The sequence below is a fragment of the Rhodococcus sp. KB6 genome (genome assembly GCF_001445685.1).
GTDB lineage: Bacteria > Actinomycetota > Actinomycetes > Mycobacteriales > Mycobacteriaceae > Rhodococcus_F > Rhodococcus_F qingshengii.
The window spans coordinates 62,245-84,155 of sequence record NZ_LNAK01000144.1 but is presented as its reverse complement, the minus strand read 5'-3'; the positions used below and the strand labels follow the sequence as shown (position 1 = coordinate 84,155).

The 21,911-nt window shown below is 60.5% G+C and carries 22 protein-coding genes and 1 tRNA gene; 13 read left to right on the top strand and 10 right to left on the bottom strand.

What is annotated here, in order from left to right:
- Positions 1 to 11: 11 nt before the first annotated feature.
- Genes ASU23_RS25050 through ASU23_RS35140 form a run of 3 tightly spaced genes read right to left on the bottom strand, consistent with a single transcriptional unit; the run spans position 12 to position 1,023 of the window.
- On the bottom strand, positions 12 to 296 hold the full coding sequence (locus ASU23_RS25050; RefSeq protein WP_058038931.1) for a hypothetical protein: 285 nt from the start codon (positions 294 to 296) through the stop codon (positions 12 to 14).
- 25 nt (positions 297 to 321) lie between these two features.
- Positions 322 to 891: a dCTP deaminase gene (gene dcd / locus ASU23_RS25045; RefSeq protein WP_058038930.1), complete on the bottom strand. Its 570-nt coding sequence runs from the start codon at positions 889 to 891 to the stop codon at positions 322 to 324.
- Between the two features lie 9 nt (positions 892 to 900).
- Entirely contained in the window at positions 901 to 1,023 is a 123-nt protein-coding gene (locus tag ASU23_RS35140; protein ID WP_256261805.1) for a hypothetical protein, read from the bottom strand.
- Positions 1,024 to 1,196: 173 nt separating this feature from the next.
- Between ASU23_RS35140 and ASU23_RS25040 the strand changes: the two genes are divergently transcribed.
- From ASU23_RS25040 to ASU23_RS25020, 4 genes are all read left to right on the top strand, one after another.
- Positions 1,197 to 1,270, top strand: a tRNA-Gly gene (locus ASU23_RS25040).
- Positions 1,271 to 3,705: 2,435 nt separating this feature from the next.
- A complete protein-coding gene (locus ASU23_RS25030) occupies positions 3,706 to 4,065 on the top strand; it encodes a GntR family transcriptional regulator (protein ID WP_058038928.1) in 360 nt (119 codons plus the stop codon).
- A complete protein-coding gene (locus ASU23_RS25025) occupies positions 4,065 to 5,000 on the top strand; it encodes an ABC transporter ATP-binding protein (protein ID WP_058038927.1) in 936 nt (311 codons plus the stop codon). Before ASU23_RS25030 ends, ASU23_RS25025 begins: the two co-directional genes overlap by 1 nt.
- Positions 4,997 to 5,737, top strand: coding sequence for a hypothetical protein (locus tag ASU23_RS25020; RefSeq protein ID WP_058038926.1), 741 nt, complete (start codon positions 4,997 to 4,999; stop codon positions 5,735 to 5,737). The genes ASU23_RS25025 and ASU23_RS25020 overlap by 4 nt, the downstream gene beginning before the upstream one ends.
- A gap of 149 nt (positions 5,738 to 5,886) precedes the next feature.
- Here the strand turns inward: ASU23_RS25020 and ASU23_RS25015 are convergent, their stop codons facing one another.
- Complete coding sequence (locus ASU23_RS25015) at positions 5,887 to 6,378, bottom strand: FBP domain-containing protein (protein ID WP_058038925.1); 492 nt, start codon at positions 6,376 to 6,378, stop codon at positions 5,887 to 5,889.
- 200 nt (positions 6,379 to 6,578) lie between these two features.
- Positions 6,579 to 7,196, bottom strand: a complete 618-nt coding sequence (locus ASU23_RS25010; RefSeq protein WP_007726510.1) for a hypothetical protein — start codon at positions 7,194 to 7,196, stop codon at positions 6,579 to 6,581.
- Positions 7,197 to 7,379: 183 nt separating this feature from the next.
- Between ASU23_RS25010 and ASU23_RS25005 the strand changes: the two genes are divergently transcribed.
- The 5 genes from ASU23_RS25005 to ASU23_RS34360 all read left to right on the top strand — a co-directional run bounded on the left by ASU23_RS25005 (position 7,380) and on the right by ASU23_RS34360 (position 12,215).
- A complete protein-coding gene (locus tag ASU23_RS25005) occupies positions 7,380 to 9,044 on the top strand; it encodes a hypothetical protein (protein ID WP_253741469.1) in 1,665 nt (554 codons plus the stop codon).
- A gap of 46 nt (positions 9,045 to 9,090) precedes the next feature.
- Positions 9,091 to 10,344: a wax ester/triacylglycerol synthase domain-containing protein gene (locus ASU23_RS25000; RefSeq protein ID WP_054780856.1), complete on the top strand. Its 1,254-nt coding sequence runs from the start codon at positions 9,091 to 9,093 to the stop codon at positions 10,342 to 10,344.
- A 137-nt stretch (positions 10,345 to 10,481) separates the two neighbouring features.
- Positions 10,482 to 11,366 (top strand): MBL fold metallo-hydrolase, encoded by an 885-nt coding sequence (locus ASU23_RS24995; protein WP_042452347.1) that lies wholly within the window; start codon positions 10,482 to 10,484, stop codon positions 11,364 to 11,366.
- A gap of 186 nt (positions 11,367 to 11,552) precedes the next feature.
- On the top strand, positions 11,553 to 12,014 hold the full coding sequence (locus ASU23_RS24990) for an Hsp20/alpha crystallin family protein (protein ID WP_058038924.1): 462 nt from the start codon (positions 11,553 to 11,555) through the stop codon (positions 12,012 to 12,014).
- A 57-nt stretch (positions 12,015 to 12,071) separates the two neighbouring features.
- Positions 12,072 to 12,215 (top strand): hypothetical protein, encoded by a 144-nt coding sequence (locus ASU23_RS34360; protein ID WP_172827092.1) that lies wholly within the window; start codon positions 12,072 to 12,074, stop codon positions 12,213 to 12,215.
- A gap of 356 nt (positions 12,216 to 12,571) precedes the next feature.
- On the opposite strand, the gene ASU23_RS24985 is transcribed toward ASU23_RS34360, so the two are convergent.
- The gene (locus ASU23_RS24985; RefSeq protein WP_058038923.1) at positions 12,572 to 13,288 is read right to left on the bottom strand and encodes a TetR/AcrR family transcriptional regulator C-terminal domain-containing protein; all 717 of its coding nucleotides are present in this window, start codon (positions 13,286 to 13,288) and stop codon (positions 12,572 to 12,574) included.
- Between the two features lie 223 nt (positions 13,289 to 13,511).
- On the opposite strand from ASU23_RS24985, the gene ASU23_RS24980 reads away from it, so the two are divergent.
- The 4 genes from ASU23_RS24980 to ASU23_RS24965 all read left to right on the top strand — a co-directional run bounded on the left by ASU23_RS24980 (position 13,512) and on the right by ASU23_RS24965 (position 17,082).
- The gene (locus tag ASU23_RS24980) at positions 13,512 to 14,843 is read left to right on the top strand and encodes an ice-binding family protein (RefSeq protein WP_058038922.1); all 1,332 of its coding nucleotides are present in this window, start codon (positions 13,512 to 13,514) and stop codon (positions 14,841 to 14,843) included.
- A complete protein-coding gene (locus tag ASU23_RS24975; RefSeq protein ID WP_058038921.1) occupies positions 14,844 to 15,497 on the top strand; it encodes a class F sortase in 654 nt (217 codons plus the stop codon).
- A gap of 95 nt (positions 15,498 to 15,592) precedes the next feature.
- Positions 15,593 to 16,744 carry an alkane 1-monooxygenase gene (locus tag ASU23_RS24970; RefSeq protein ID WP_058038977.1) on the top strand — a complete coding sequence of 384 codons (1,152 nt, stop codon included), beginning with the start codon at positions 15,593 to 15,595 and terminating at the stop codon, positions 16,742 to 16,744.
- Positions 16,741 to 17,082, top strand: a complete 342-nt coding sequence (locus tag ASU23_RS24965; RefSeq protein ID WP_058038920.1) for a hypothetical protein — start codon at positions 16,741 to 16,743, stop codon at positions 17,080 to 17,082. Before ASU23_RS24970 ends, ASU23_RS24965 begins: the two co-directional genes overlap by 4 nt.
- A gap of 78 nt (positions 17,083 to 17,160) precedes the next feature.
- Here the strand turns inward: ASU23_RS24965 and ASU23_RS24960 are convergent, their stop codons facing one another.
- From ASU23_RS24960 to ASU23_RS24945, 4 genes are all read right to left on the bottom strand, one after another.
- Complete coding sequence (locus ASU23_RS24960; protein WP_058038919.1) at positions 17,161 to 17,577, bottom strand: hypothetical protein; 417 nt, start codon at positions 17,575 to 17,577, stop codon at positions 17,161 to 17,163.
- Positions 17,578 to 17,591: 14 nt separating this feature from the next.
- A complete protein-coding gene (locus tag ASU23_RS24955) occupies positions 17,592 to 18,422 on the bottom strand; it encodes a pentapeptide repeat-containing protein (RefSeq protein WP_253741467.1) in 831 nt (276 codons plus the stop codon).
- A 175-nt stretch (positions 18,423 to 18,597) separates the two neighbouring features.
- Positions 18,598 to 19,410 carry a peptidoglycan DD-metalloendopeptidase family protein gene (locus ASU23_RS24950; RefSeq protein ID WP_253741465.1) on the bottom strand — a complete coding sequence of 271 codons (813 nt, stop codon included), beginning with the start codon at positions 19,408 to 19,410 and terminating at the stop codon, positions 18,598 to 18,600.
- 689 nt (positions 19,411 to 20,099) lie between these two features.
- Positions 20,100 to 21,815, bottom strand: a complete 1,716-nt coding sequence (locus ASU23_RS24945) for a 3-ketosteroid-delta-1-dehydrogenase (RefSeq protein WP_058038916.1) — start codon at positions 21,813 to 21,815, stop codon at positions 20,100 to 20,102.
- Positions 21,816 to 21,911: the final 96 nt, after the last annotated feature.

The following is a 21,911-nucleotide window of genomic DNA, read 5'->3' as shown; positions in this document are numbered from 1 at the left end:
GAGCGCGCAGGTCAGAAACGATCTGCGTCGACGGTTTCACGGGCTTTGCGAACCTGATTCCAACCACGAGCGGCGATGCCGAAGGCAACAAGCGACATCAGATCCGAGACCGTCAGACCGTGTTCTCTGTTCAACGACCACAAGACCTGACCTTCCAGCGGTCCATTGAAGAACAGCCACGCCACCCCTGCACAGACGGTCGCAACAACACTGGCTTTGGACGGCTTCATCAAACACACGGTGCTGGTCACGAACAACAAGTTCATGAAAACCAGACCGTAGAAAATTCCGATCATGCGACTCCCCCCGAAGTTCGTTCGTTCAGCCGTGGTTGAAGTTCAGGTACGCCTTCGACGGTGTCGGGCCGCGCTGGCCCTGGTATTTGGATCCGGCCTCGGAGCTTCCGTAGGGGAACTCTGCAGCGCTCGAGAGCTTGAGCAGGCAGAGCTGTCCGATCTTCATTCCCGGCCAGAGCGTGATCGGCAGGTTTGCGACATTGGACAGCTCCAGTGTGATGTGGCCGCTGAAACCCGGGTCGATGAAGCCGGCGGTGGAGTGCGTCAAAAGGCCCAGGCGCCCGAGGCTCGACTTACCTTCGAGGCGGCCGGCGAGGTCGTTCGGCAGTGAGCACACTTCGAGAGTCGAACCGAGAACGAACTCGCCGGGATGAAGCACAAACGGCTCGCCCTCTGCCGGTTCGACCAGGCTGGTCAGCTCGTCCTGGCGCAGTGCCGGGTCGATGTGCGTGTACCGCGTGTTGTTGAAAACCCGAAAAAGACCGTCGAGGCGCACGTCGACGCTCGACGGTTGCACCATGGAGTCGTCGAAAGGGTCGATACCCAGACGTCCAACGGAGATTTCGGCACGGATGTCACGATCGGAGAGCAGCACAGGTAGAGGTTACCGGTTCTGCGGGCAGTGCCGGCCCATCGCCGGGGCGATCACACTGTGGTTACCGAACACGATGCGCGGGTTCTGGACTCCCACGGCAGAGCCCAGCCCCACCTGTCTCAAGTTCTCCATGCCGAAAGGCTTTCCCGCGCAGAACTTGTGGGCAAATCATTTACCGAAGGCGCCGACTTCGACATGCCTGTGTTGATCAATGGCGGCCGGGGACACCGCCGCTTGAAAGCTCGTCTGATAATGTTCGGAAAGCACGTTGATCGGCGGTGAAAACACGTCCGGTCGGCTGCGACGCCGATGTAGTTCAATGGTAGAACATCAGCTTCCCAAGCTGAATACGCGGGTTCGATTCCCGTCATCGGCTCCACAGATTCTCCGCAGTTCAGAGCCCTTTTGGGGCAGTCGAACTTCGCTTGTTTGGGTCCCAATCCTGTGACAGGTACACGGCAGGTACACAACCCCCTCCATTCAGTGATCAGTCAATGTGAATCCAACGAAAATGGGGGTGCTAGAGGACCGCGTCTCGGAATTCTGCAGTTCATCGATGCAGTCCGACTGGTCGTCCCCCGGCCTGAATCGGTGTCCATTGCGCGCACTGTCAGGAGAGTGCTGTCGACCTCGAAGCCGATGGTCGCCGGTACCTCGGTTCGTTTGCCTTCCATCAGTGATTCGAGTGCAACTACCAACAAATGGGTTTGGAAACTGTCTCCGCTCGGACTCCGCGCAGCTTGTCAGTTGAATATTGCAAAAACGATCTGCCGTAGCGCACCCATACGCCGAGGACCACAACTCACGCACGAATGCAGGTCTTCTCACAATCACAACTGTGAAAGGACCCAAGTGCGTCAAAAATCACCTTCGAAAAGCATCAAGTACGTATTCTTCCTAAGTATCGGACAGCCCTAACCGTAAGCCCCAATGCACGACCATCGCTCTGCACGGATCCGGAGAGCCGGATAAAGCTCGAAGAAATACCCCAGTTTCGAGGACTGTCACATTAGCGTCGTGCTACCTTCCCGAAGATCTTTGGAAACCGGCAGATTGGCCCCAATTCGATAGAAGGCCGTAAGTGTCCAGAGTCGAAACCTCATTCCCCGCAAGCATCGCAGCGTCTTCCCTGGTTATGACGTTCGAACTACGGCTTCTCACGCAACTGCCAAACCGGGCAACTTTGGCGCAGGTGCTTCTGGTGGATCTTGGTTGGTGGACTACAACTCCTCGAATGGCCTCGGGATATATCAGGACAGTCACCTCATTCGGTCCAGGCTCGCCGCTTACATTGCAGGTCTCAATTTCGATAGCAGGACATCTGCCCTGTATGCAGTAGCGAATACTGCCGGGCCCTAGACGGAGCGAGGAGGTGAATTCAAATGGATAACGTCCTCTTTGCTATCGTCAACGTGATCGTGGCGATGGCGAACGGTTCCACGATCCCCTTCTCATTAGAAGGCGCAGGGCCACTAACCGCTCCCGACTTGTAGAGAAGATCGGCCGACCGCATGTGGATGACATTTTCAGCTCTGCCTGAAACCTGCATATCAGAAGATGCGTGGATCGTGCGGTGGTCACAAATAGTCGGTCGAGGTCGCCCCGAATAGGATCAGCAACCGAATGTCACAGCGCCGACTGGTTTGATCACGCGAGTGCGCACCGTGAGCAGAATTCACACAGAGGTCGATTAATGTGCATCTGCTGAATCAGCCTTCTCAGCTCCGTTTGATCGAATACGTCTGCTGGCTCGAGTGCCCTTGCCACGGTGAGGCAAGCTACCGATCTCGGACGCGGGCGGGCGCTGTCTCTTGATGTTGATGTTGACCACGATGGACCTGCACCTAGTTGGCACTGACCAATTTAGGTCGTCGAACAGGTAGCCGGTGGAAGCGCTTCGGTCTTCGGCCCGATCACGAGCGGCCGCTATGTGGTGAGAATCGGTCGGTCTCCTCTTGAAATGTAGTCGGCGAATCGCTCAATTCCTGCTTGTGAGAAGCTTCCTCGACCTGCGCGTCTAAGTGCGGCTTCGACGAATGGGAGCGGTTTCCTGCGGTACGTGCGGTAAATGCTGTCTAGTACTGGTTGCAGTGCCCGGCGTGCGAGGTCTGCTGTTTCCGGGTCTGAACCCCCGAATTTCACTGTCACATTCGGCATAGATACCCCTGCTGGTCGAGTGTCCGATTCCCTGGCCGGAAGCGTACGTATCGGGATTGCGAATCAGTACAGAAACACCAAAACAGGGCGCTAAGTCCCTACTTGCGGTGGATACGACTCCGTCTTTGGGTTGACGAAAAACAGCCCGACCGCGGCGTGCGGTCCGGCTTCTGTTCTACGACTGCGGGTTACGACCGGAAGCCGAGGCTGGTGGTTTCGCCTGCTTCACGGGTGGGTGGCGAACTGCCGATGCTGACGGGTGTTTGCGTCAACACATAGCGAACTCTCCATCGACAACGTCCATGCAGAATGACCCCCGCGACATAGTTGCCGCCTTCGACGAGGTGGCCGAATTCATTGAGGCGATATCTACCGGCCACCCGAAGGTGCCCCGTCCCGTGGTCGACCACCTAGATCGGCGGTTCCATGGTTCCGAAGAAGCTCAATGCCTGTGCGCAACGCCCCGGGATCTGGAAGTCGTAGCCGGTCTGCATCCAAGCTGTTCCATCAGCCTCTGCGATGAATGTCCCGATAGGCAGCGCTCGGAGACCCAAGTCATCGGTGCCAGATTCCGCGATCTCATTGCCAACATGCCCCACGACGTTCTATGGTTCATTACATGAGTAATGAACCAGTGAACATCGGGCATCGATCATCGTGATCGACGACGGACGACCACTGTTCCAACAGATCGCCGAACAGATCGAGAGTTCGATCATCGACGGCTCCCTGCCGGAAGACGGGCAGGTGCCGTCGACCAACGAACTGGCGGCGTTCCACCGGATCAATCCGGCCACTGCAGCCAAGGGCCTCAATCAACTCGTGGGCGAGGGGATTCTCTACAAGAAACGCGGAATCGGAATGTTTGTCACTGTCGGCGCCCGTGATGCACTCAGGTTCAGACGCCGAGAAGCGTTCGCACGCCAGTACATCGAGCCGCTGGTCGCGGAGGCCGACCGCCTCCAGATTTCCCTCGAAGAACTCAAATCCATGCTGGACGACAGGAAGGCGGACTGATGAACGCAAGCACGACAACGACCGAGCCCCACGTCAGGCGTTTCGACGAAACTGAACTCGTCGCCTCGATGCGCTCCGTGGACAGAAAGTACGGGGACGTCGACGCGCTCGCGGACGTCTCGTTCGAGATCAGCCGCAACAAGATCTACGGCCTGCTCGGTCGCAACGGCGCAGGCAAGACGACGATCATGCAGATACTGACCGGGCAGGACCTGCACACCAGCGGCGACGTCGAAGTTTTCGGGGCTGCCCCGTTCGAAAGTGCCGACGTACTGGCGAACGTGTGCTTCGTCAAGGAAAGCCAGACGTACCCCGAAGACCTCAAGGTCAAGCACGTACTCGTCGCCGCCGGCCATCTACTCCCGAATTGGGACCACGCGTTCGCCGAGACACTGCTCGACGACTTCCAACTTCCCCTGTGCCGCAAGGTGAAGAAGCTCTCGCGCGGCATGCGGTCAGCGTTGGGAGTGATCATCGGACTTGCCTCCCGTGCACCGCTCACGCTATTCGACGAGCCGTATCTCGGCCTCGATGCCGTTGCACGCCAACTGTTCTACGATCGACTGCTTGCCGACTACGCCGAACATCCTCGCACTGTAGTGCTTTCGACTCACCTGATCGACGAGGTAGCCAATCTGCTCGAGCACGTGATTGTCGTAGACAGCGGCCGGATTGTCGTCGACGAGGACGCGGACGCACTGCGAGGTCGCGCCGTGCTGGTATCCGGTCCCATTGATGCGGTGGATGCCGTTGCTGCGTCCGGCAGGGTCCTGCGCCGGGAGACACTGGGCGCCCACAGCCGAATCATGTTGCAGGCCGATGTGACAGAGACCGAGCGAAACCGACTGCGGGAGGCTGGAGTCCAAGTGGAACCGGCATCTTTGCAGGAACTTGTCATCGCGACTTCGACGCAGCGCAAGGAGATCACCGTATGAGTATCGCAACGACAGAGCCACGGACGGTCCCGAAGACGCCCGCTCGGTCCAGGATCGGTGCCGTCCTACAACTGCATACGGTCGCGTGGCCGTTGCTGATCGCCTGGCCGGTGGGCATCCTTTTGATCTCTTTCCTCATCAGCTTCACTATCTACGCGATCGTCGGAAACGAGCAAGGTGAGGGATTCACCGGCAGTGTGTTCTCCGTTTACGGTTTCGTGCTGGCGTTCTACCTCCAGTCGATGACCCAGACGTTCCCGTTCGCGCTCGGGCTGAGCGTGACTCGCCGCGAGTTCTTCACTGCCACCGCGATAATGGCGTTGGCACAGTCCGCAATCTTCGCAATCGCGCTGCAACTGCTGTCAGTGGTGGAGTCCGCCACCAACGGCTGGGGTGTGCACATGCGCATGTTCGGCATCGCACGCTACTTCACCGACAACACCGCCGTACAGTTGCTCGCACTGTTCGCGACGCTGCTGCTGACCAGTTCGATCGCAATGCTGGCAGGTGCTATCTACCAGCGGTGGAGGATCACCGGTCTACTCGCCTCCCTCACTGGGCTTTTCGGCTTGCTCGGCTTGTCAGCGATCGCGATCACCTGGGCTGGGTGGTGGCCGGCGATCGGTTCGTGGTTTGTCGATACTCCCCGAGTGGTACCGATGGCGCTACTCCCTCTGGCCCTTGCCATCGCGTGCATCGCCGGAGCCTGGGCGACGTTGCGTCGAGCAACGCCGTGACCGCGCGATCATGTGCGACGCCACATGTCGCGTCGTCTCGAAGTGCTCGTCGGATCAAACCCGTCTAGACAGCTCGTCCCCCTCCCTGAGTCAGGAAAGGGGGACGAACGTCGCAACAGGGTGCTATCTCGTCCCCGATTTGGTCCGCTCTACTGCCGAGCCACCCGCTCGACAAAACTCGAAGCCCGCAGCACCAGTTCATCTTTCCGGTTCTGGCGCGCAGCGGCGGCATCGTAGCCGGCATACGGGAGCGGGGGGTCGTTACGAACATTGGACGAGCACTGGAAGTCTCGGCAGATCAGTGTTCCGACCGTGCTGCCACGTCGACCGGCGGGCCCGGCCAACTTGGCGCCGTAGAAGACGACCTCGTTGGGGAGTCGCGTGTCGCGGCACCAGGAGCACTGGGCGCGCGATCGCGGAGTGGCCTCGGCTTGAACGAGCAAGACTCCGATGGTCTCCCCGTCGAGTGTCGGGACGATCGTGTAGGCGCGTCGGCCCATTTTCGGATCTCGCCAGCCCAGGTAGTCGAGAGCGTCGAAGTCGATGGTGCCGAAGCCGTCCGGCAGGGTGAGATCGGACTTCTCCTTACGACTCGCGTTGACGAGGCTGGAACGAATAGATGTATCGGTCAAAATGATCATGGGTGTATACCAATCGTGGCTCGGTGAAGGTGGGTACAGCTCATGGCCCGATCAGCACCAAGTGCTGTCGGGTCCGAAATGCGCTATCTGTCGCCGGCGAAGACGACGCCGACAACCCCCTCACGCCCATGGGGCGTCACCGTGTACGTATCCACACCGCGATGGTAGCTACAGGCCTGCGTTACAGGCCACTCGATTTATCAGTCACGCCATACCGCCGTGAACTCGTACCAAGGTCCGCCGAGGTGAGTTGCGGAGAAATCATCGAACCCCGATGGTGGGCCGCTGGGCGAGTACACCCACCCACTCGAGGTGATGAACATGCTGTCGTTGTCGATGAAGTAGACCTCATCCGGCCGCACGACATGGGCACTACTGATATCGAACTGGCCGATCTCGAGCTCTTCCACGGTCGATTCAGGCTGCTCCAAAAGACCAATCGCGATGGTCTCGAACTCTCCGCTCTTGTCGAGGAAAGTTGCCGGCGGCATCAACAACACCAGAGCTACTGCAGCGATGACGGCGATCGGGGAGGACAGAATCCACCACGACCACCGCCGGTCCTGGCCAAGGGCATAGAGGGTGCGGATCGCCCACACCAGACCGACCACGATCAAGATGAGCAGAGCCGCGGCGCTGACGAGGAAGGGATCCAACCATCTGTACTCCCCGAACGGCGAAGGCCACCAACCGTAATGCCGGCAGACCAACGCAATGAGCGGAACAACGGTGAATGCCAAAAGAATCGGCCCCGGTGGCTTGGACGACTCCGGAGGGTCAGCTACCAACCATTCACCCAGCGACTTCGGCCTTCTCATCACCCCACCGTATCTGCAGGTCATGGCAAAACTCAGCTACACGGCGAATACCTTTGCAGTACACGCACTCTCGTTCCACTCACAACAACCAACGCAGCGATCGGCACTCTCGCCGCAACCGACACAGATGGACAAACCTCACAATTCGCAGATTCAACGTGCCGATCATGCGACAATCGGACGGTGAACGAGACCGCGAGTGGAGTTTCGCACCCGCACCGACCGCGACTGCTGAGCGTCGGCGTCCTACTCTCCGCCGCCCTCCTGTGGTCCACTCCCCTCGCCGCTGCCGCGCCCACCGAACCTGGGCCGGCCAGTTGCATATCATTCGGAACCGCCCAACTGCCACCAGGTGCGCCCTCCGGTGGAGGTCGAGTCGGGTTGGCAAACCTACCGACATTCACCGGTTCAACCGCCCCCAGCTCGGTCCAGATCCGCACGCCAACTACGCAATTCAATCGTTTCTGGGACTTCGCGCTAGTCGACCACGACTTACTCGCTCGGCCGCGAGAGCCAGGCGCATCAACGGCTCAACCGTGGCGTTTCGTGCCGATGCCCGGGTGCCTGCGTGGACGATTGGTCGGGATATCACTGGACGACGACGAACTCGTCGCTGTCGACGACAACGGCTGGATCTACACGATGGACAACGCATCCCAGGATCCGCTGGTGTGGAATTGGACCTCGGCATGGGGCGCACCGCTGTGGAGCGGTCCCGGCCGACAACTCCCCGGAGACCACCCGAACGGGTGGGCACTGAGCGTCTCGTCGCCTTGGGACAACCAAACTTTCACCGACGTCGCAGGACGGATTCACTTCGTCGGACTCGCCAAGATGACGATGATCCCCACGTTGACCGGGGACGGCAGCCGGATAACCTACGCGGACCCGTGGCTGCCCAACGACGACAGCTACGAGATCGGCGGCCCGCTCGGCGTGCGATTCCAGGCGGACTCGCTGTCGGCGGCCGGATCAACCACTTTCGTGATGAACAAGTACGGCGACATGTACACCCGCACATTTGATTTCGATTCTTCGGGATCGGACTCGATCTTCTTCCGCTACAGCTGGGAAGATCAGTCGGACAAGCCGTCGGCACCCAACCTCGTGGCCGAAACACTGGACCGCAGCACCGCCGCGATCCAACTTCCGGCCCCCGACTGGGTGCACCAGCCCAAAATTCCCGGTGAAGTTACATCCGCGATCAGTGTGCACTCACTCGGTCCCGGCCCGAACCGGCGGGAGTTGCGTGTCGAGGGTCTCCGCGGCGCCGAATCCGGCTTCTGGCACAAGGATCTCGTCGGCGGCGACTGGGAGTTCACACCGACCGGCGCGTCCCTCCTCGGCACACTGATCGAAAACGCGCCGACAGACCGGTCGACGGATACCCTGTCCCCCGCTGCCCCCTGGCACTTGTCCACGACCTTGCCCGCCCGCGACGGTGCCATCGACGGTCAGACTCTGATCGACATCGGGTTTCCGTACTCTGTGGTGGATCCGCGCATGCTCGACGCGATCGGCCAGCACGCACAACCGTCCGGATACCGACTGGACGTGGACCATTTCGACCCGGTCGCCACCACGCGGACCGCGACCGTGACTGCACCGGATGGCACGGTTCTTCCGGTCGTCCTGCACACCGCCGACGGACTACGGATGACTCCCCGCGCATCCGGCCTCGATGCCGATCCGCGCCACCTCGTCGGGGCAATCGAGATCCCGTCGGACGCGTACGCGGATCGGGCATCGAACCCCGCTCTGGACGCGTTCGTGCAGGACTGGATGCACGGAAACCCCATTGCCGCGATCACGCTCAGCGCCACCGACCACGACTTGGTGATCCGCTAGCCGAAAACAGCGCCGTCCACCATGTCGCCTCGATTAGGCTCAGCAGATGGTCGACACCACACCCGACGTGCCGATATCACCCGTCGACGCTGCGAGCTTCCAGCTCGGTGTGCACGTCCAGCCCTACCTGGTCACTATTGCCGGACTGCTCGCTCCTGGTGGCTTCGTCGATCGAGACGGTCGACCTGATCTAGTGCGACTTCACCGCACTCTCGCCGCTCACATCGCGCAGGAGCCGTTACTGCGGCAGCGACCGATCATGCGGAACGGGTCATGGTGGTGGACGGAAAACGACATCGACTTCGACCTCCATCTCTCGCTTGACGAACGCGGGCCTACAGAACCCGACTTCGAATCCGTCTGTGGTCGACTCGTGATGCAACCCCTCGACACCACCCGACCGTTGTGGCACATCGCCTTCGTTCCTGCAGCTCGACCGGGTCTGTGCGGCATTGTGATCCGAGTGCATCACGCGGTTCTCGACGGCGCCAGAGCCAGCGACCTTTTCGAGCGCTTGTTCGCCTCACCTGATTCGAAAAGTACCGACCCGGGCGCTCCCGTGCCGAACATCCCTCCGAAGGCCGCCGGTTCCCTCGACCTCCTCCGATTTCGAATCGGTACTTTCCTGCACCGGCCAATCCGATCACGGGTGTTGCTGGGCGCCATTGGTCCCACGAGATCGATCTCGTCCGTCAACGTCCGCACCTCTCTGATCGAGCATGCCGCGCAGCAAGCGGGAGGCACTTTGAACGATGCCTATCTCGTTGCGGTGGGCGGCGGACTGCGATTCATCCTCCAAGAATGCGGCGAGCCCATCCCCAAGTCGATTGCGGTATCGGTACCCGTCGCAGTCACAGCGATCGGTAGCGCACGCAATGCCGTCGGGTTCATGATCATCGACCTTCCACTTCGTGAAACCGACCCACAACGCACAGTCGCGATCGTCGCGAAGCAAACCGCTGCGGCCAAACCTTCCGCACGCGCTGCGGGAACAACCTTTCGGTCACCGCGTATCGCCGGCGTTTTCGACAAGCTCGCAAAGCGGCAGCACATGATCGGTGCAGTCGCGTCCAACGTCCATGGACCGCGCGGCCCGCTCACGCTCGACGGGGCAGCGCTAGTCGAACTCTGGCCTCTGGGCCCGTTGGCGGGCAATGTCCGCGTCGGCTTCACCGCAGCGTCCTACAACGACACATTCTGGATCGGAATCCAGGCCGATGCCGAGCATCTCCCACCTGCAAGCAAGATCGCCCGAGCCGTCGAACGGACTCTCGACGAAATAGCCGGCACTGCACACTGACTGGATCTACTGCCACTATCCGATGCACCTCGCCGCTTGGGCAACGGATACTGTCGAGACGTCTCGACAACATCTCCACTGATTCGAGCCTGCAAGCCGGTGTCGTCACGACACGATCGTCACGAGGAAGGCGAAAGATGTTCACACCTGCAGAATTCGGCAAGGTCTCGGTACTGGTTCCTGAGAACGGTGGTGCCGTCCCCTACGGGAACACCGTGGTAGTGCACGGATCTGAAAGCACGCTCGTCATCGACCCTTCGCTCTCCCTCGACCGCGACCCCGTCGGCGCAGACCTCGTATTCGTCAGCCACGGGCACGAGGACCACATCGCCGGACTACGCCATTTCGACACCCCGGCCTATGCGCACCATCTCGACGCACCCGCAGTCGCATCCCTCGACACGATGCTCACCAATTACGGCCTTCCTCCGAACGAACGAGTCGAGGTCCAGCAGTCGATTGCTACGCAATACGGCATACCCCCGACCCACGAGAACGTGTCGGGGATCGCGGGCGGCCACGTCTTCGACCTCGGCGACCGCACTGCGACAGTCATTCATTTGCCAGGGCACACCCGCGGACACTGCGGGGTCCTCGTCGAACCAGACGGCTTCTTCTACGTCGCCGACATCGACCTCACCTCCTTCGGCCCGATGTACGGCGACCTGGGTAGCAGCGTCAACGACTTCCTCGACTCCATCGACCACGTCGCAACGATCGACGCACGCTGGTACGGAACATTCCATCAGAAGGGCGTGGTCGAGGGCAGCGACGAGTTCCGTCGCCGGTTGTCCGCATACCGCGACAAATTACTGAGCCGCGAAGACCGTCTCATCCAATTCCTCGGCGAACCAAAACTATTGGAAGACATAGTCGCTCATCGACTCGTCTACCGCCCCCACGTATCGGCACCGTACGTCGACGCCGTCGAACGACGGACAGCTCAGCTACACCTCGAACGACTCATCGCATCCGGTGCCGTCACAGTCGACGAAGACAAGGTGTTTCGCCGGACCCTCTGACATCCCTGGCGAACTGATCGCGCCATTTCGGATACTTCCGAAAATCGGACCGAAGTTCACCGAAAAAATCTGGCACTCGAGGTTGCAGAGTGCCAATTTGGCTGGTTATCATGTTCTCGCACAGTAAGTTCGGTCGCCGTCGAGGTGACGGTGACCTTTCTTAGACGATACGGGAGGTGTGTTGCTGTGCTTCGTTTCGATCCTTTCACCGACATCGACGCGATCACCAAGTCCCTGCTTGCCACCGGAACCGGCAGCAGCCGAAGTCCACGCTTCATGCCGATGGACCTCTACAAGATCGATGACCACTACGTCCTTCACGCCGATCTTCCCGGCGTCGACCCAGGATCAGTGGACGTACAGGTAGACGGCTCGACCCTCACCCTGACCGCGCACCGCAGCGCCATTTCCGAAGAGGGAGTGACGTGGCTGGCCGGTGAGCGTTTCACAGGAACATACAGAAGGCAGCTGTCCATCAGTGAGGACATCGATTCCGAACGGATCGTCGCCTCATACGACAACGGCGTGTTGACCGTGACCTTGCCGATCGCAGAGAAGGCGAAACCGCGGCGGATCGAAATCTCGTCGAGACCGCCGTCCCGCACCGCAAACTCCGAGGTGAAAACCCAAGGACAGATCGAAGCCTGACCTGAACGGCTTGCACGAAATCGACTGTACGAGAACCTTTCATCCAGGAGGTCCACTATGCCCGCGCCAATCATGGCCCCCGCCGCAGCTCTGGCTGAACCGGTCGTCTGGAACGAAGACCCGCAGCGGCAAGGCTGGTGGAAGCGCATCCTCGCGGCCACCCCGCCCCAGAACCCCACCAACGAAGAATTTCAACCCTGACAAAACCAGACCGTGTTCGCCGAATACGGTCACCCACAAATGAATTGATGCCTTCCGTCCGTCCACCGAGGCGGACGGACGGCATTTACAGGCGCTCTACACACGTTCAGCTCGATGAAGCATTCCGGCCGAACCGAAGAGCCATCACCTGCAGCAGGTCAGGAACCGCCCGAAATGGGCGAAGCAGGACGAAACACTCACACAACAAGGACGAAGCTCGCCGCCACCTGCCAACCGTGACTCGTACGGTTGAAATGTAGACGTCAGTGACTGCGCTGACGCTTACCGACCTCGTCGGTCCCCTGAATTGTGTGGCCGTCGAGGTCGTCTCATGTCTATACCCAAACTGAAAGTGGTCAGCCCTCAACCCTCGTCGGAGGAGATGCCGTCGCCAGACCCTCCAGAAGGATTGCCAGACCGCGCTCGAGTTCGTCCTGCCCGTCGTAGTGAGCCATGATCGTAGCCATCGACCGCAGTCTCGGAAACTCGGCAAGCGCAAGCCGATGCAGACCGAGCCGCAAGAGATCGTCCGTCTCCTCGGGATTTTCGACTATTTCCTGAAGCTCGTTGAGAATGTGCCCGTTGAGGAAGCCGAACACTGCTCGGTAGATGTGTAATGCGTCTTCAGGAGTGAAACCGGCCCGTATCAGCAGTTCGAGAATCGCTTCGACGTAGCGCAACGTCCCGGGAGGACGCAATCCGAGCGGGGTGGACAGCGGCCGAGTGACCAGCAAAGGAACCACGTTGGGGTGCGTGAGCGCGAGGCGGCGATACCCGTACGCAACTGCGTGCAGCTGCCCCCTCCAGTCGCGATCGGACGGGTCGACGACCAGTTGTTCGAGCACGGTCTCGACGACCCCGTCCAGCAGGGCCGCCTTGTTGGCCGCGTACCTGTAGAGAGTCATCGGATTTCTGTCGAGCGCTTTGCCCAGTCGGCGCATGGAGAGGCCGTCGGCACCTTCCTCGTTGATGATCGCCAACGCCGTCGAGAGTACGAGCGCCCTGGTGAGGGGCTCCTCGCGGTCCGCGGCGGGAATCAAACCCTTAGTGCGATCTGGCGAGTGTCCGGTCATCCACAAAACATACATCGTATGCCTACGCGTTGACAGAACAGTACGGCTGGTTTACTGTTCGGATACGCCCTATGCATACAACGTATACGCGCAACGTATACCCGGAATGTCCGGATTTACGTGGGCGCTCATCGATACGTCCCGGCGCCGGAGTCGGCGCGGACGTACGGACTCACTTTCGTCGCATGAGTCCCTTCTTCAAAGGATCGAAGATGAACAGAACATGACAGCACCCACCGCAACACGACGCTCGCGGTTCTTTCAATTCTCGGGTATTGCAACGATTTCCGTTTTCTCCGTCGGCATTCTCGTCTTGCCGGCCGGCACTGCCGGCGCGGAAGCGACTGCTGTCGGACTCGGCACCGCTGAGCCCTTTGCAGTCCTTGCCGGAGCAGGAATCACCAACACCGGACCGACAACCCTCGGCGGCGATATCGGCACGTATCCGACTCCAACCATCACCGGTGTATCGGGCCTGACGATTACCGGCACCAATCATGGTGGCGACGCGGTATCGCAGGGAGCGAAACCCGACGTGTTGACTGCCTACAACACTCTTGCCGGTCAGGGACTCACACAACCGACGGGAGACGACTTGACCGGTCGGACACTGGTTTCGGGTGTCTACAACTCCGGTTCGTCGATCGCACTGTCGGGAACCGTCACCCTCGACGCGCAAGGTGACCCCGATGCAGTCTTCGTCTTCCAAGCGGGATCAACGCTGATCACATCGTCGTCCAGCACCGTTGCACTGATCAACGGAACGCAGGCGTGCAATGTTTTCTGGCAGGTTGGAAGTTCCGCCACCCTGGGCACCAACTCCGTCTTCCGAGGAAACCTGTTGGCGCTGACAGACATTACTGCCACAACCGAGGCAACCGTCGAGGGTCGACTGTTGGCGATCAATGGCGCGGTCACTCTGGATACGAACACCGTTACGATCCCGACCTGTGCGCCTCCTGTCACGACCACGACACCGACCACTACGACGACTACGGTCCCGCCTGACACCGCGACAACTACCACCACGACGGTCGTCCCGCCGGAGGTGACTACAACCACGACGGTCGTCCCGCCGGAGGTGACTACAACCACGACGGTCGTCCCGCCGGAGGTGACTACAACCACGACTGGTACACCGGTGGAAGCGACGACCACCACACCAGGGCCGAACGGCACGACTACAACCACTGTGGACGTACCGCCGATCATCACGACCAGCCGAAACATTCCGTCCATACCCGAGATTCCCGGTCTCCCACCACTGCCGGGAATACCTCCCACCGTTCCCGGGACGGTAACCGTCCCGTCTCGGGTGCCGACGACGTCAGCTTCTCGAACGGGTACCCCGACCACTCAACCGGTAGGCCCGGAATCCCCGAATGTTCGAGCCCCTCAGGTGCAGCAGGTACCACGAGGGTCGGTCGACACCGGTGACGGAAGCACACAATCCCAACGCGGCGGACAGTCCAGTGGAGGGTGGATCGCCCTGCTCGTCGGCTTCTTCAGCGTCGTGGCTATGTCGGCCCTCGTCATCCGTCGGACAAGTCGATAGATGAAAGACGAAAACTCCGTGATGGCTCCGCGAACTCGCCGAGCCATCACGGCTCTCGCCCTTACTGTTTCAGTACTCGTAACGGTGGTCGGATGCGCCGGCGGACAATCCGACAGCGGAAATTCACAACCACACTCGTCGCCTCGACAAGACACCACATCCGCGCCGCGCGCCACTGACTCTGCACTGCCCGAAAGGGCGCCGGTAACTGCTGACCACCGCCCCGCGCGCCTCGAAATCCCGTCCATCGGCGTCGACACCGACATCATCGATCTCGGACTCGATACCGATGGAGCACTCGAGGTCCCACCGGATGGGAAGGACGCAGGGTGGTACACCGGCGCTCCCGCCCCCGGTGAGGTCGGACCGGCAATCATCGCCGGCCACGTCGACTGGCAAGGCACCGACGGGGTCTTCTTCGATCTGCGGAATCTCGAAACAGGAGCCGACATCATCGTCACCCGCGAAGACGGAAGTCGCGCAGTGTTCACCGCTACCAGTGTCGAACACTTCCCCAAAGAGGACTTTCCCACCGACGTCGTATACGGCGACATCGACCACCCCGGACTCCGGATCATCACGTGCGGTGGATCCTTCGACGAAACCGCACGCAGTTACAACGACAACATCATCGCATTCGCCGACCTGGCCTAACCGCCTGAGACGCCGCAGCACACCACTTCGAAAGTCCGCACGAACCGTTGGAGAACAATGACCGTATTCCACTTTCCCGTGCTCGAGAAGTTTCGATGACAGACACCGGCGACATTCGAGCGAGCGCCGAAGCAGGTGTCGACGCTCCTGCATGGCGGGATCGGAAGCGTTACTGGTGGCCGTTGGGATTGCTGATCCCGCTGAGTCCCTTCCTGTCCTGGCTGCTGGTCGAATATTTGCACCTCGGCCTGTTCTGGGCGACCGGTGCCTGGATCCTGATTCTCGTCATCCCGATCGTCGACGTCGCAGTCGGCGCAGATGGCCGCAGCCCACCCGACAACGTGATCGCGGTATTGCAGGACGACCGCTACTACCGATGGTGTACCTACCTGTTCGTGCCACTTCAATACGCTGGCCTCGTCTTCGCCGCATGGTGTTGGGCGCACGCCCCGATGGCAACCGGAGAGAAGATCGCACTGGCGATGACCGTCGGCGTCGTTGCGGGCGTCGGTATCAATGCCGCACACGAACTAGGCCACAAGAGCAGCCGCCTCGAGCGGCGGTTGGCGAAAATTGTGCTCGCTCAATCGTTCTACGGGCACTTCTACATCGAGCACAATCACGGTCACCACGTCAACGTTGCGACGCCGCGCGATCCCGCCAGTGCTCGTTTCGGGGAATCGTTCTGGATATTCTTGCCCCGCAGCATATTCGGAGGTCTGAAATCGGGCTGGCGGATCGAATCAGCACGCCTGCGCCGGCAGGGTTCACCCGCACTGTCACCTCGAAACAACATCGTGCAGGCATGGTCGCTGAGCGCCGCACTGTTCGGGACGTTGATCAACTTATTCGGGTGGCAGATACTGCCCTGGCTGCTCCTGCAAGCCTTGGCCGGGATCACGTTCCTCGAGGCCGCAAACTACCTCGAACACTACGGATTGCTCCGTGCGCGAAGACAAGACGGCAGCTTTGTCAAAGCCCGGCCCGAAGACAGTTGGAACAGTGATCATCTCTTGTCCAATTTGTTCCTGTACCAATTACAACGACACAGTGACCATCACGCGAATCCGCGTCTGCGCTACCAATCTCTGCGCAGCGCTCCAACCGCTCCGCAACTCCCTGCCGGATACGCGGTGATGATCGTCTGCGCTGCCGTACCACCACTGTGGCGGCGGATGATGGATCACCGTGTCCTCGGCTACTACAACGGCAACGTCGAGCTCATTCACACCAAGGCGACGATATGAATGACAATGCCCGAGACGACGACCACAGCGACGGGCACTACACGGCCACCGGGCCGACCAAACACGCCAGAGCTGCGTACCAGCCGGCGCGCACCCGGCTCAGACGAGCCGCACCGAGCCTGGACGTCGTCGCTGCCGCGGAGTACCTGTTGACCCAGCCCGACGCATACCTCTATCGCCGCCGATACCTCGACCTGATCACTCAAACCCCCGGGCCCGACGGAACATCGATCACCGACTACGCCGCAGCTGAACGCTACCCACTTGTCACCGCTACCGCGCACCGCAGAACTCACAGTGAGGTTCGTCCATCGCCGGCACCCGGCGATTTTCTGTGAAGTGGTCACCGCAGTGTTTGATGCCAGAGAGTGACAACAGCCTGACGAATGCGGGAGCGCAGCATTTGTCATTTGCCATCACAGCTTTGATTCGCGCTCGCCAATGTCATCGAGGATCAAGAACTCGATCTTCGCTCGCTCCCCGTCCGCATCGAAGTCGTTGTCGCGGTCTGAGACACGCGTGATCAGTTCCGTCAGTGCCGCATGGATCGTCGTGTACAGAAATGCACGCGGGTCGGGCACCCCCATCACGTCGTCAGTGTTCATCTGTACCTGCGCCGTAGCGGTACGCCTGCCCAGAAACACACGCGGAAGCCGGGTCCCGGTCGGATCGGTCACCACGGAGATGTCGCCACCAACCACAACAAACAGATCGAAGTCGTACTGCATCGCGATGCCCCTCAGCCGGTGTCTGAGCCGAGTCAACTCCTCGATGAAGTCAAGCGGCACCGACGGTCCACCGAATACTGTCCTGAACGTGACCCCGCGAGTCATCGATCTGCCCCCCTTTACGAATCATCCATTTCAGGATCGAGGGCCATACCCTCTGTATCCCCCACGCCAAGTGCTCGGGCATATCGACCGGCATACCGCTCCAGTGCGACTGCTGAATCGGCCTCACCTTCCCATTGATCCGGAATCGCGGTGCCGTCACACGTTGTTCGCGACACTTGCGCCTCGGAGAACTCGACAGCGGTCCGGGTGAAGGAACACCGCACAAAACTCGTGGCCGCCGAGAATCGTGCGCCGCCGAAAGTACACTCCACGAATGAGGTATCGGCGAGCTGCGCACCAGTCAGGTCTGTGTCGTCGAATGCGCATCGTTCGAACACAGTATTGGGCACGGAGCGGAGCCCGCGTGCTTTGGCTCCAGTGAAATCGCAATCGACGACCCTCGGTCCGAGCGCCACACGCGAGAGCGTCGCACCCCGGAAACTGCACCGTTCGAGTCGGCGATTGAAACGGGGCTGTCCGGTCAGTGCCACGAAATCGAAACGGCAGTCGAATAATTCGGATTCGAAGACGGAGATCGAACCCCGAGCGAAGCTCAGATCAATCCGTTCCAACGTGAGATACCGAATGTCCAATCCAGCGCTACCCGCTGTCAGGCCACGCACATCGATCAGCCCGTCATCGGTCTCCGCCCGTGGGGAGACGAGAGTGTGGGGAGGCTTGACGATCCGCGACTGATCGAGCAATTGCGCCCGTAAATTATCGACGTCCTCATCTGACCAACGTCGACGTAGGGAGGTGATCGCGGACCGGTTCACGGGCTCAATAGTATCGGCAAGATCCCCAGCGATTGGCCGTGGCTGTCCGAGAAGCGAACCACCACGCATCAGTACTTCGGTAGGAATCACTTCTCGGAGCGCGCAAAACAGCCGGACCGTGAAATACACGGCCCGGCTGCAGCGCTCACGCACACCAAGTGGAACTCGGAGTCAACTGGGGTACTGAAACCGGTCGTGTACGAGTAGTTGACTCATCCCCGGATCAGTATCGAATTATCAACTCTCACAAGTTGATCACGTCGCCCACAAAGATCTGATCGGGATTGACGATCTGCGGATTCATGTCCCACACCTGCTGCCAGGTGAGACCTCGTTCTGCCGCGAGGTCGAACAAAGTATCACCGGCCGCAACGACTACCTCTGAGCCGGGCGCTGGAGTCTCCGACTCCGGAATGCTTTCTACCGGTGCAGATTCGGATGTCTCAGAGTAGACAACGGGAGCAGGCGCCGGTTCCGGTGCAAATTCGGGTGCTACGTCCTGTGCCGGCGCGGGCGCGGGCGCGGGCGCGGGAACAATACTCGACCCGGTATCGCACGCCCCGATCGAACTCAGGAAGGACATGGGATCGACTGCGCCTCCACTGTGAATGCGGAGATGCAGATGTGGACCGGTGGAGCTACCGGTGTTGCCCGTTGCCCCGATCTCGTCGCCTACCTCGACGTGTTGCCCCACACCGACCCATGTTTCGGAGAGGTGGCCCATCTGAATCTGCTCGCCACTGTCCGCTTCCAACTGGATATACGTTCCATATCCACCCGGATCATTGGGTCCGGCAACAGAAATCGTGCCCGATGTGGGCGCGTGGAGCGCGGTGCCGACGTTGACAGCGAAGTCGACTCCGTCATGTCCCGCGTGGTAACCCTGCGAAAGTGATCCGCTTACCGGCCACTCCCAATTGCAACTCCCCGACCAGCCCTGCGCACCGGCGGTACCTGCATTGGCTACTGCTCCGGCCCCCACAAGGGCGCCCAGTCCCGCAGTTACGGCGATGAATCGTTTTGTGCTGGAAGGCTTGTGTTTTCTGTGCTTACTCATGTTTTCCTTGACTGATGTGCTCGGAGCAGGTGCAGGCTCTACCCGCAGACAGCACTCAATACGTGCTGAGCTACTTGGTGTATCGCACCAAGACTCCGTTGGAGTGAAATGTTCGGATCGCGCCATGGAGAGAGGTACGGTGACCGCTCTCGAACGCGAGCGCGCGCATAGACCCGCAGGTCTGTATCTCCTGGTGACAGCACAGGAGATACGGGTTCTACATCGAGGCAGTGCCTGAATCGATCGTTGATCGAGGACTACGAATGCCGGAACAAACCGAAGGCTTCTCATTCGAAGATCGACAGGGTGGGTGTCTACCCGGATGGTCGGAAAGAGGGTGGAACATGGAGATCCTTGCGTTGCGGATGAGGAATCACCTCATACGCTGTCGCTTCACGACGCTCCACACCACGGTTGAATTACCTGGGTACATACCTGTTTTTGCGCATTCGACCCGACCGGTCGATATCAGGCGCGCCTTCGGTGGATGGCATCTGGTCGAACAATCGCCAGTGCCCCATGTCACTTCTGGAGACGATACCGCGTCTTGGTCACCCGGCGCGTCAGCGTTACCGAGATGGGACATACAGGCGGCATTGCTCCTCCAAGCCGAACGGGAGACCAGTGCACGTTCCCGGCATCGGAAACGCGTGCTGATCTCCCGTTCGGCGATCTGTTGCCTAGTGGATCTACTGCTGAGTCGCAGCTACTTTCTCGGCTGCGTGGTGAGCGGCAATGTATCCGTAAACCAGCCCCTGGCCGATCGTTGCACCGGCGCCCGGGTAGGTGTGACCGAATGCGTTGGCCGCAGTATTGCCGATCGCATACAGGCCGTCGATCACGCTGCCGTCCTCACGAAGCACGCGTGCATGCTCGTCTGCCTGCACACCGCCGCAGGTGCCGAGGTCGCTGAGCGTCATCTTCACCGCGTAGAGGGCACTCGTGTCGAGCTTCCTCAGGTTCGGGTTCGGGGACACTGTCGGGTCGCCGTAGTACCGATCGTATGCACTTCCGCCGCGACCAAATTCCGCATCGCTACCGGCAGCAGCGGCCTCGTTGAACTTCTCGAAGGACTCGGCAAAAGCCTCCTCGGGAAGACCGACCTTGCGGGCAAGTTCGACCGGACTGCTCGCCTTGTGCGCGATGCCGGAGTCGAAGAATGCCTGCGGAAGCGGCTGACGAGGGAAGATACCGCCTGCGAACACGTAGCTGTTGCGGTACTCCTGGTCGAAAACAAACCACATCGACTCGGCCGGATCTCCGGCCTTTTCCCGTTCGAGCACGCGCTGGCCGAACGACATGTAGTCCGTCGCCTCGTTCACGAATCGACGACCGGTCTGGTCGACGATGAACGAGCCTGGCAGCGCACGCTCTGCGAGCATCACCATCGGCGGGCGGCCCTTGATGCTTGCCACCGCCGGGAACCACCACGACTGATCCATCGATCCGATACCTGCGCCGAGCTCTTGTGCTGCCTCGATCGCTTCGCCGGTGTTGCCCTCTGCGCCCAGGCTCTCGTGCTCACCGAGCCTCTCCGACTGGTACTTGTGGCGCCACTCCATGTTGTGGTCGAACCCGCCGGCTGCCAGAACGACACCACGCCGAGCGGTCACCGTCACTTCACGTCCGTCTTGCACCACAACTGCACCCGTTACGCGGCCATCTTCGGTGATGAGCCGAACCAACGACGTTTCCGTCCACACCGGGATACCGGCCTGGACCACACCTGCGAACAGGCCGGCGGCGAGCGCCTGACCGCCTGCGATGTATTCACGCTTGAGTACGTACTTGCCGTAAACGCCCTGCGCCAGGCGGCGGATGATGCGAGGGAAAGCCTTGCTCGGCTTCTTCACCATCAGGTTCATCCACTTGTAGTCCGCACCTGTCACCGGCATCGGCAGTCCGGCTTCCATCAAACCGGGCCGCAGGCGACCGCGTTCCGCGCCGAGTACCGACGCGTCGAACGGCAGGCACTCGCAGGTACGTCCGGCGGCGCTACCTCCCGGCAGTTCGGGGTGGTAATCGGAGTATTCCTTGGCCCAGAAGAACTTCATGGGCGTCGTGCGGTAAAGCATGTCGACGGTGGCCGCACCGTTGTCGACGAATGCCTCCCCACGTTGGGCAGGGGCAGTATCACCGACCACCGACCGCACGTATGTCTTCGCGCGCTCAACGGTGTCGCCCGCACCGGCTTTCGCCAAGATCGGGTTGGCAGGCATCCAGAACGCTCCACCGGACCGCGCCGTCGAACCGCCAACGTACTGCGTCTTCTCCACGATCAGCGTGGACAAGCCGAGCTCGTTCGCGGTGAGGGCGGCAGCCATGCCGGTACCGGACCCGATCACCAGTAGATCGACAACGATGTCCTTGGCTTGTGTCGCGGGGGGTGCCTGATTCTTCGCCATTGAACAAATCCCTTCACGTGGTTATCGACGTAGAACGCTAAGGCAGTCGCGGCGCAGAAGGTTCCGGATGCCCAGTCAGCGGGACATTGCGAGTGG

Coding starts and splice junctions, on each gene's coding strand:
- ASU23_RS35140 (WP_256261805.1), bottom strand. CDS start 1,023: ATGGAGAACTTGAGACAGGTGGGGCTGGGCTCTGCCGTGGGAGTCCAG.
- ASU23_RS25025 (WP_058038927.1), top strand. CDS start 4,065: ATGAACGCAAGCACGACAACGACCGAGCCCCACGTCAGGCGTTTCGAC.
- ASU23_RS24995 (WP_042452347.1), top strand. CDS start 10,482: ATGTTCACACCTGCAGAATTCGGCAAGGTCTCGGTACTGGTTCCTGAG.
- ASU23_RS24950 (WP_253741465.1), bottom strand. CDS start 19,410: ATGAGTAAGCACAGAAAACACAAGCCTTCCAGCACAAAACGATTCATC.
- ASU23_RS25010 (WP_007726510.1), bottom strand. CDS start 7,196: ATGAGAAGGCCGAAGTCGCTGGGTGAATGGTTGGTAGCTGACCCTCCG.
- ASU23_RS25015 (WP_058038925.1), bottom strand. CDS start 6,378: ATGATCATTTTGACCGATACATCTATTCGTTCCAGCCTCGTCAACGCG.
- ASU23_RS25020 (WP_058038926.1), top strand. CDS start 4,997: ATGAGTATCGCAACGACAGAGCCACGGACGGTCCCGAAGACGCCCGCT.
- ASU23_RS24970 (WP_058038977.1), top strand. CDS start 15,593: ATGACAGACACCGGCGACATTCGAGCGAGCGCCGAAGCAGGTGTCGAC.
- ASU23_RS24945 (WP_058038916.1), bottom strand. CDS start 21,815: ATGGCGAAGAATCAGGCACCCCCCGCGACACAAGCCAAGGACATCGTT.
- ASU23_RS25000 (WP_054780856.1), top strand. CDS start 9,091: ATGGTCGACACCACACCCGACGTGCCGATATCACCCGTCGACGCTGCG.
- ASU23_RS24965 (WP_058038920.1), top strand. CDS start 16,741: ATGAATGACAATGCCCGAGACGACGACCACAGCGACGGGCACTACACG.
- ASU23_RS34360 (WP_172827092.1), top strand. CDS start 12,072: ATGCCCGCGCCAATCATGGCCCCCGCCGCAGCTCTGGCTGAACCGGTC.
- ASU23_RS24985 (WP_058038923.1), bottom strand. CDS start 13,288: ATGACCGGACACTCGCCAGATCGCACTAAGGGTTTGATTCCCGCCGCG.
- ASU23_RS25050 (WP_058038931.1), bottom strand. CDS start 296: ATGATCGGAATTTTCTACGGTCTGGTTTTCATGAACTTGTTGTTCGTG.
- ASU23_RS24975 (WP_058038921.1), top strand. CDS start 14,844: ATGAAAGACGAAAACTCCGTGATGGCTCCGCGAACTCGCCGAGCCATC.
- ASU23_RS24955 (WP_253741467.1), bottom strand. CDS start 18,422: ATGCGTGGTGGTTCGCTTCTCGGACAGCCACGGCCAATCGCTGGGGAT.
- ASU23_RS24960 (WP_058038919.1), bottom strand. CDS start 17,577: ATGACTCGCGGGGTCACGTTCAGGACAGTATTCGGTGGACCGTCGGTG.
- ASU23_RS24980 (WP_058038922.1), top strand. CDS start 13,512: ATGACAGCACCCACCGCAACACGACGCTCGCGGTTCTTTCAATTCTCG.